This window comes from Gordonia sp. GN26, from assembly GCF_054823965.1.
This window is the reverse complement of record NZ_JSYC01000048.1, coordinates 21,135-27,264: the sequence shown is the minus strand read 5'-3', so window position 1 is coordinate 27,264 and position 6,130 is coordinate 21,135. Positions and strand designations below refer to the sequence as shown.

8 protein-coding genes are annotated in these 6,130 nt (G+C 68.9%); all 8 read right to left on the bottom strand.

The features are described 5' to 3' along the window. Positions 1–36: 36 nt before the first annotated feature. On the bottom strand, positions 37–762 hold the full coding sequence (locus OK17_RS12235) for a uracil-DNA glycosylase (protein WP_461417604.1): 726 nt from the start codon (positions 760–762) through the stop codon (positions 37–39). Between the two features lie 33 nt (positions 763–795). Continuing rightward, positions 796–1,356 (bottom strand): uridine kinase family protein, encoded by a 561-nt coding sequence (locus OK17_RS12230; RefSeq protein WP_461417603.1) that lies wholly within the window; start codon positions 1,354–1,356, stop codon positions 796–798. Then, positions 1,353–2,942, bottom strand: coding sequence for an alpha/beta fold hydrolase (locus OK17_RS12225; protein ID WP_461417602.1), 1,590 nt, complete (start codon positions 2,940–2,942; stop codon positions 1,353–1,355). Before OK17_RS12225 ends, OK17_RS12230 begins: the two co-directional genes overlap by 4 nt. Positions 2,943–3,023: 81 nt before the next feature. Next, positions 3,024–3,635 carry a recombination mediator RecR gene (gene recR / locus OK17_RS12220; RefSeq protein WP_006866543.1) on the bottom strand — a complete coding sequence of 204 codons (612 nt, stop codon included), beginning with the start codon at positions 3,633–3,635 and terminating at the stop codon, positions 3,024–3,026. A gap of 51 nt (positions 3,636–3,686) precedes the next feature. Beyond that, positions 3,687–4,103 carry a YbaB/EbfC family nucleoid-associated protein gene (locus OK17_RS12215; RefSeq protein ID WP_005199059.1) on the bottom strand — a complete coding sequence of 139 codons (417 nt, stop codon included), beginning with the start codon at positions 4,101–4,103 and terminating at the stop codon, positions 3,687–3,689. Continuing rightward, positions 4,081–4,410, bottom strand: coding sequence for a hypothetical protein (locus OK17_RS12210; RefSeq protein ID WP_232715691.1), 330 nt, complete (start codon positions 4,408–4,410; stop codon positions 4,081–4,083). The genes OK17_RS12215 and OK17_RS12210 overlap by 23 nt, the downstream gene beginning before the upstream one ends. Positions 4,411–4,747: 337 nt before the next feature. After that, positions 4,748–5,641 carry a pseudouridine synthase gene (locus OK17_RS12205; RefSeq protein ID WP_461417606.1) on the bottom strand — a complete coding sequence of 298 codons (894 nt, stop codon included), beginning with the start codon at positions 5,639–5,641 and terminating at the stop codon, positions 4,748–4,750. Positions 5,642–5,682: 41 nt separating this feature from the next. Next, positions 5,683–6,120 carry an SRPBCC family protein gene (locus tag OK17_RS12200; RefSeq protein ID WP_006866539.1) on the bottom strand — a complete coding sequence of 146 codons (438 nt, stop codon included), beginning with the start codon at positions 6,118–6,120 and terminating at the stop codon, positions 5,683–5,685. Positions 6,121–6,130: the final 10 nt, after the last annotated feature.

The window sequence follows — 6,130 nt, the reverse complement described above, 5'->3', positions numbered from 1 at the left end:
CGCAGCGAGGAGCCGTGTCGAAACCACTCGTACAGCTCACTCCCCCAGGTCAATCCCCGCTGACCTCGCCGCCGCCTTCAGCACGTCCACGAGCATCTCGACGGTCAGCCTGCCGGTGAAGGTGTTGTGCTGACTCACGTGGTAGCACCCGAACACCTCGAGGGTCGCGCCGTCGCGGGTCAGAATCGTCGACGCCCCGTGCCCGAACTTCGGCGCAGGCCGCGGCACCGTCCAACCGAGCGCACCGAACGTGCGCAGCGTCGACTGCCAGCCGAAGGCGCCCAGCGTGATCACCGAACGCGTTGTCGGAGCGAGCAATTCGAGCTCGCCATGTAGCCAGTGCGAGCATCGGTCCCGCTCTTCGACGGTCGGCTTGTTCTGTGGCGGGGCGCAGTGCACGGGCGCGGTGATCCTGGTGTCGAAAAGTTCGAGCCCGTCGTCCATCGACACCGAATGCGGTTGACTCACCAGGCCGGCGAGGTACATGGCGGAGAACAGGAAGTCACCGGACTGGTCGCCGGTGAACATCCGGCCGGTGCGGTTGCCGCCGTGGGCGGCCGGCGCCAGACCCACGATCAGTAACCGCGCATCCGCCGGTCCGATGCCCGGGACCGGCCGCCCCCAGTACTCCTGGTCGGCGAACGCCCGGCGCTTCTCCCGTGCCACCTGTTCGCGCCATTCGACAAGCCGCGGGCATGCACGACAGTCGATCAGCTGCGCGTCGAGCTCCGCGAGATCACGAAACTGCCGTCGGGTGCCCATATCCGACAGTAACCGCGAGCCGTGGACGGGCAACTAATCCAGCACGACGCAGCGTTCGCGGGTGCGGTCGACGGCGAACCAGCCGCGCTCGAACTCCTGCCATTGCTGCAGGTGCACCCGCGACTCCTCGCCGTCCCGCGCGACGGCCCGCTCCAGGCGTTCCGCCTCGGTTCCGCCGTCGAGCCACAGGGCGTGGGCCAGCCGGTCGGCGATCCGGCGCCGCGCCGATGACACCCCCTCGATGATCAGCAGCGGCTGCCACTCGATCCACACCTGCGGTCCGGGCGTCGCGACGCCGTCGCGCCACACCCGAGGACGGTAGCGGTAGTCCCGTCGCCGGACGAAGGAGTGCAGCACATCCAGTTCCAGCTCGGGCCACCAGGCGACCGGGTCGTCCCACGAGGCGAAATCGTCGGTGCGCACCAGCGTCACCCCGGCGCCCCGTTCTCGTAGCTGCGCCACCAGCAGATCCGCGACCGTGGACTTCCCGGCCCCGGACGGGCCGTCGATCGCGACGATCCCCGAGTCGAGCTGGGCGGCGAGTTCGGCGACCCGCGCACCGATCTCCGGGGCGACGATGTCGGACGCCGTCACCGCACCCCCACACCCGTGAACAGGCCCGACGGAAGTTTCGTCAACGGCGCGGTGATCGGCGCCTCCGGGACCCGGGTCACGCCTGTCCGACCGGTCCGCAGGTATTCGGCGATCGCGGCATCGAGCGGCCGGTTCGCGCGGCCCAACTGCCCATGGTCGCCGCCGCCCACGGTGATCAGGTGGCTGTCCATCTGCCGGCGCATGACGAGGCTGCCACGATACGGCGTCTGGGGGTCTCCGACACTCTGGATCTGCAGCGGGCGGACGGCGAGTCCACGATTCCGGATCGGGATCGGACGGGTGAGCGGAGCAGCTCCCGCACAGGCCATCCCCGACCGGTAGATCAAGCCGGGCGCCTCGAACGGATCTGCGGTGACGTAGCCGGTGATGAACGCTGCCAGGCTCGACGACGGGTCAGCCGGTGCCTGGTTCTCGTTGCACAGGACGGCACCCTGCATGTCCTGTGAGATCGACGCGGCTTCGAGTACCGCGGGTGAGGGTTCGGCGAGCTTCCGTGCTGTACCGGCCGTCATCATCGCGATGACCGGCCAATAGTTCCGATCGGGCGCGAACGCCTGTGTGAGAATCAGCAGTCCCGAATTCGCCTGCACCGAACCGGATGTCAGCAGTGTCGCGGCGAAGTTCTCGAACCGTGCACGCGCATCCGCGGTGAGGTCGGTACCGGCGATGTACTGGTCGGCGACGGCGCGGAGGCCCGGCGGGACGTCCCCGACCTGTGCCGGCGGTGCAACCAGTGACGGCGGGACACCCGCCTCGGCACTGACCCGGTCGCTCCACTTCCGGTACACCGCAAGCGGAGTCGTCCCCAGTCGGTAGATATGGTCGTGGCGCGCGATCCACGCCATCATGGCGTGAACGCGAGCCTTGTACCCGGGAGTCTGCGCGTCGAGGAGGGCGTTCCACACGAGGCCTGGGTCGAAGCCGGAATCGAGGACCAATCGGTCGACACGCTGAGGGAACAACGTTGCGTAGGTCCCGAAGAGCAATGTCCCGTAGGAGATCCCATACAAGCTGATCTTGGTCTCGCCGAGCTTCCGGCGAACCACCTCGATGTCACGCGCGGTGTTCTCCGTGGTCAGTGTCGACCCTAGGCCGGGCGTGCGCCGTGCACACCGATTGCGGTTGAGTTTGCCTGCGGCAGTGTAGATCTCGGCTTCCGATCCGGTGAGCGGAGCACATTTCAGCGGCGTGCCCGACACCAGGCCCCGGGGCTGCACCGCAACGAGATCCCACTGGTCGCGCACCTCGTCCGGTACGCGCAGCTGACTGAACATCGCGATCGCATCGCCGCCGGGACCTCCCGGATTGCCCATCAGGACACCGCGCCGCTGCGACGGTTCCCGCGCGGGAATGCGACTCACGAGGAGCTCGATCGTGGGTCCGTTCGGTTCGGCGTGATCCAGCGGGACCTCGACCGCAGCGCAACGGACGTTCGCCGGGACACCGTGGACGGCCGGACATGCCGTCCAGTCCAGTTCGGTGTCCGCAGCCGCGGCGAGCGGCACGGCGCGCACCGTGTCCAGCAGACCGACCGCGGCCACCGCGGCCACGACCAGCGCGATCACCCGGACTCGTTGACGCCCCCGCTGCAGCGATATCACTCCCCGACCCTAGCCGGGCACACGAGAACCGTCTGCGTTCGGCCTTCAGGCCAGGATTCGACGGCCGGACAGCGCCCGGCCGAGGGTCAGTTCGTCGGCGAACTCGAGGTCGCCGCCCATCGGCAGACCCGACGCCAGGCGCGTCACCGACAGCCCGGGGAAGTCTTTGAGCATGCGCTGCAGGTAGGTGGCGGTGGCCTCGCCCTCGGTGTTGGGGTCGGTCGCGACGATCACCTCGCTGACGTCGACGCCGTCCTCCTGATTGGCGAGCCGACGCAGCAGCTCACGGATGCGGAGCTGGTCGGGTCCGATCCCCGACAACGGATCGAGTGCCCCGCCGAGCACGTGGTAGCGGCCGGTGAACTCCTTGGTCCGCTCGATCGCGTGCACGTCCTTGGGTTCTTCGACGACGCAGATCTTGGTGGCGTCGCGTCGTGAGTCGGAGCAGATGCGGCACAGCCGATTCGCCGACACGTTGCCGCATTCGGCGCAGAACACGACGTCGTCGCGGACGCGTCCGAGCGCCGCGACCAGCCGGTCGATGTCGGACTTCTCCCCGGCGAGCAGGTGGAATGCGATTCGCTGCGCACCCTTCGGACCGAGCCCCGGCTGTTTGGCCAGTTCATCGATCAGATCCTGGATCGGTCCTTCATACATCGCGTGCCCGGGTTCTCTGGTGTGGTGGGAAGGATCGCGCGGCGGGCGCGATCAGCCGCCGAGCCCGGGGATGCCGCCGCCGAGGCCTCCGGCCAGCGGACCCATCTTCTCGCTCGTGAGCTGCTCACGCTTCTGCGACAGATCGGCGAGCGCGCCGAGCAGCAGATCCTGCAGGGTCTCGACATCTTCGGGGTCGACGACCTTGGGATCGATGGACACCGCGGTCACCTCGCCGGTGCCGTTGCCGGTCACGGTGACCAGGCCGTTGCCCGCGCTCCCGACGATCTCCGCCGCGGCGATCTCGTTCTGTGCAGACAGGAGCTTCTCCTGCATCTGCTGCGCCTGGGCCAGCAGACCCGCCATCGGGTTCTCGCCGCCCTGGCCGCCGCCGAACAATGCGCTGGGATCGAATGGTTGCGTCACGCCGTCCAGGGTAGCCCCCGGGTCAGCGCAGCAATCGATCGACATGCGCGGCGATGTCGTCGACGCTGACCTCGTCCACCGGGCTGATCTCGAAGGACAGCACCTCGTCGCCGAACAGATGACCGGCCCGTCGTGTGAGCGAGAACTCGAAACGGTCGTCGACGCGCCGCCACTCGACGATCCCGCCGTAGACGGGCGCACTCGCCCCGGTGGTGACGCAGTGTTCGTCGGCGCGCGGGCCGCCGGTGAGGTCCCGCTGGATCTGGAAACACGCCAGCGACTCGTCGTCGATGAACACGACGGCCTCGCAGCCCAGGTCGGGGTGTCGTTCGTACGACGCGCGGATGGTCACGGTCGCCAGGGTAGTGGTTTCGATACGCCTCGTCGCTGCGCTCCTCGGCTACTCAACCAGCGTTCCGCTAGCCCCAGGGACCGTCACCCCGGCGACCGGTAGGCCCGAGGCGCACGCCCAGGGACCGCCACCCCGCCGGCCGAGTAGGCCCGAGGCGCACGCCGAGGGACCGCCACCCCGCCGGCCGAGTAGGTCCGAGGCGCAAGCCGAGGGCCGTATCGAGGTCCGTCCCTGAAAAACGCCCCTGCGATGCACCCTCCAGGAGTCCGCCGCGGACGATATGTCGGCGCCCGTCCGCTGGAGGGTCGATGTCAGGGGTGGTTTTCAGGGGCGGTTTTCAGAACGCCACCGTGCGACGGCTCTCGAACCGCCGCTCCGTCCCGTCGAGCGGGTCCGTGAACTCGAGAGCATGGGCGACGAGCCGCAGCGGGGCCGAGAAGTCCCCGTGGTCCGGGCGCTCCGCGAGTTCGGGGCGGACCTCGGGATACAGCGGATCGTCGACGATGGGCATACCGAGCGACGCCATGTGCAGCCGCAGCTGGTGGGTGCGTCCGGTGTGCGGCACCAGCCGGTAGACACCGCCGCGGTCGGTCTGTTCGACGAGGGTGATGTCGCTGATGGCGTTCACCGGGCCGTCGACGACGCGGGCCCGCAGGTCACCGGCGGTTTTCTCGATCCGGTCGCGCACGGTCACGGTCTCGGCGAGTCGCTCGTCGACCGGCGCCAGCGCGCGGTACTCCTTGCGTGCCAACCGGGAGGCGAAGAGGTCCTGGTAGGCGGCCCGCACCTCGGGACGCAGCGTGAAGAGCAGCACACCGGCGGTGAGCCGGTCGAGGCGGTGGGCCGGGGAGATCGTGTCGCTGCCCAGTTCGCGGCGGAGTCGGACCAGCGCGGTCTGCGTCACGTGACGACCCCGCGGCATCGTGGACAGGAAGTGCGGTTTGTCCACGACGACGATGTTCTCGTCGTGGTAGAGCACCGGGACGTCGAACGGGATCGGGACCTCGTCGGGCAGGTCGCGGTAGAGGTAGAGCGAGACGTTCACCCGTGACGGCGCGTCGAGGTCGACGGGCCGACCGTCGGCATCGACGATCTCGCCGGCCGCGGCACGGGCGTGCAATTCCTCGATCCCGAGACCCGCGAGACTCGGCGACGCCAGTAGTGCCTCGGCCACGGTGGATTCCGGCCCCGCCCGCAAGACCACCCGCGTCGAGTCGACGCCGTCCCGGATCGGGAGCGGCGAGGGCCGGGCCCGGCCCCTCCTCCGAGACGTCAGTTCTCGAGGCGCTTCTTGAGATTGCCGAGCACCTCGGCCTGGATGCGGTTGATCGCCTTGGGCGCGAAGGTCTTCTCGAAGAACCCGCCGATGCCGCCGGCGCCCTTCCAGCTGGTTGTGGTGGTGACACGCGATCCGCCGGCCGACGGGGCGACCGTGTAGGTCGTCACCATGGTGGAGTTGGCGTCGCGTTCGGTCACGGTGTCGGGGGTCACGCTGACGGTCGCCTGGACGTCGCGCTGTCGCTTCTCCGAGGCCTGCAGAATCCAATGCACGACGGTGCCGTCGCCGTTGCCGCCGCTGATGACCTTGTAGTCGCGGTAGTGCGCCGGGAGGATCGCCGGGCGCACATCGTTGTAGTCGGCGAGGGCTCCGATGACGGTGTCCGGGGCGGCGGTGATGTCGATCGACTGCGATGCGGAAACCTGACCCACGATGGAACAC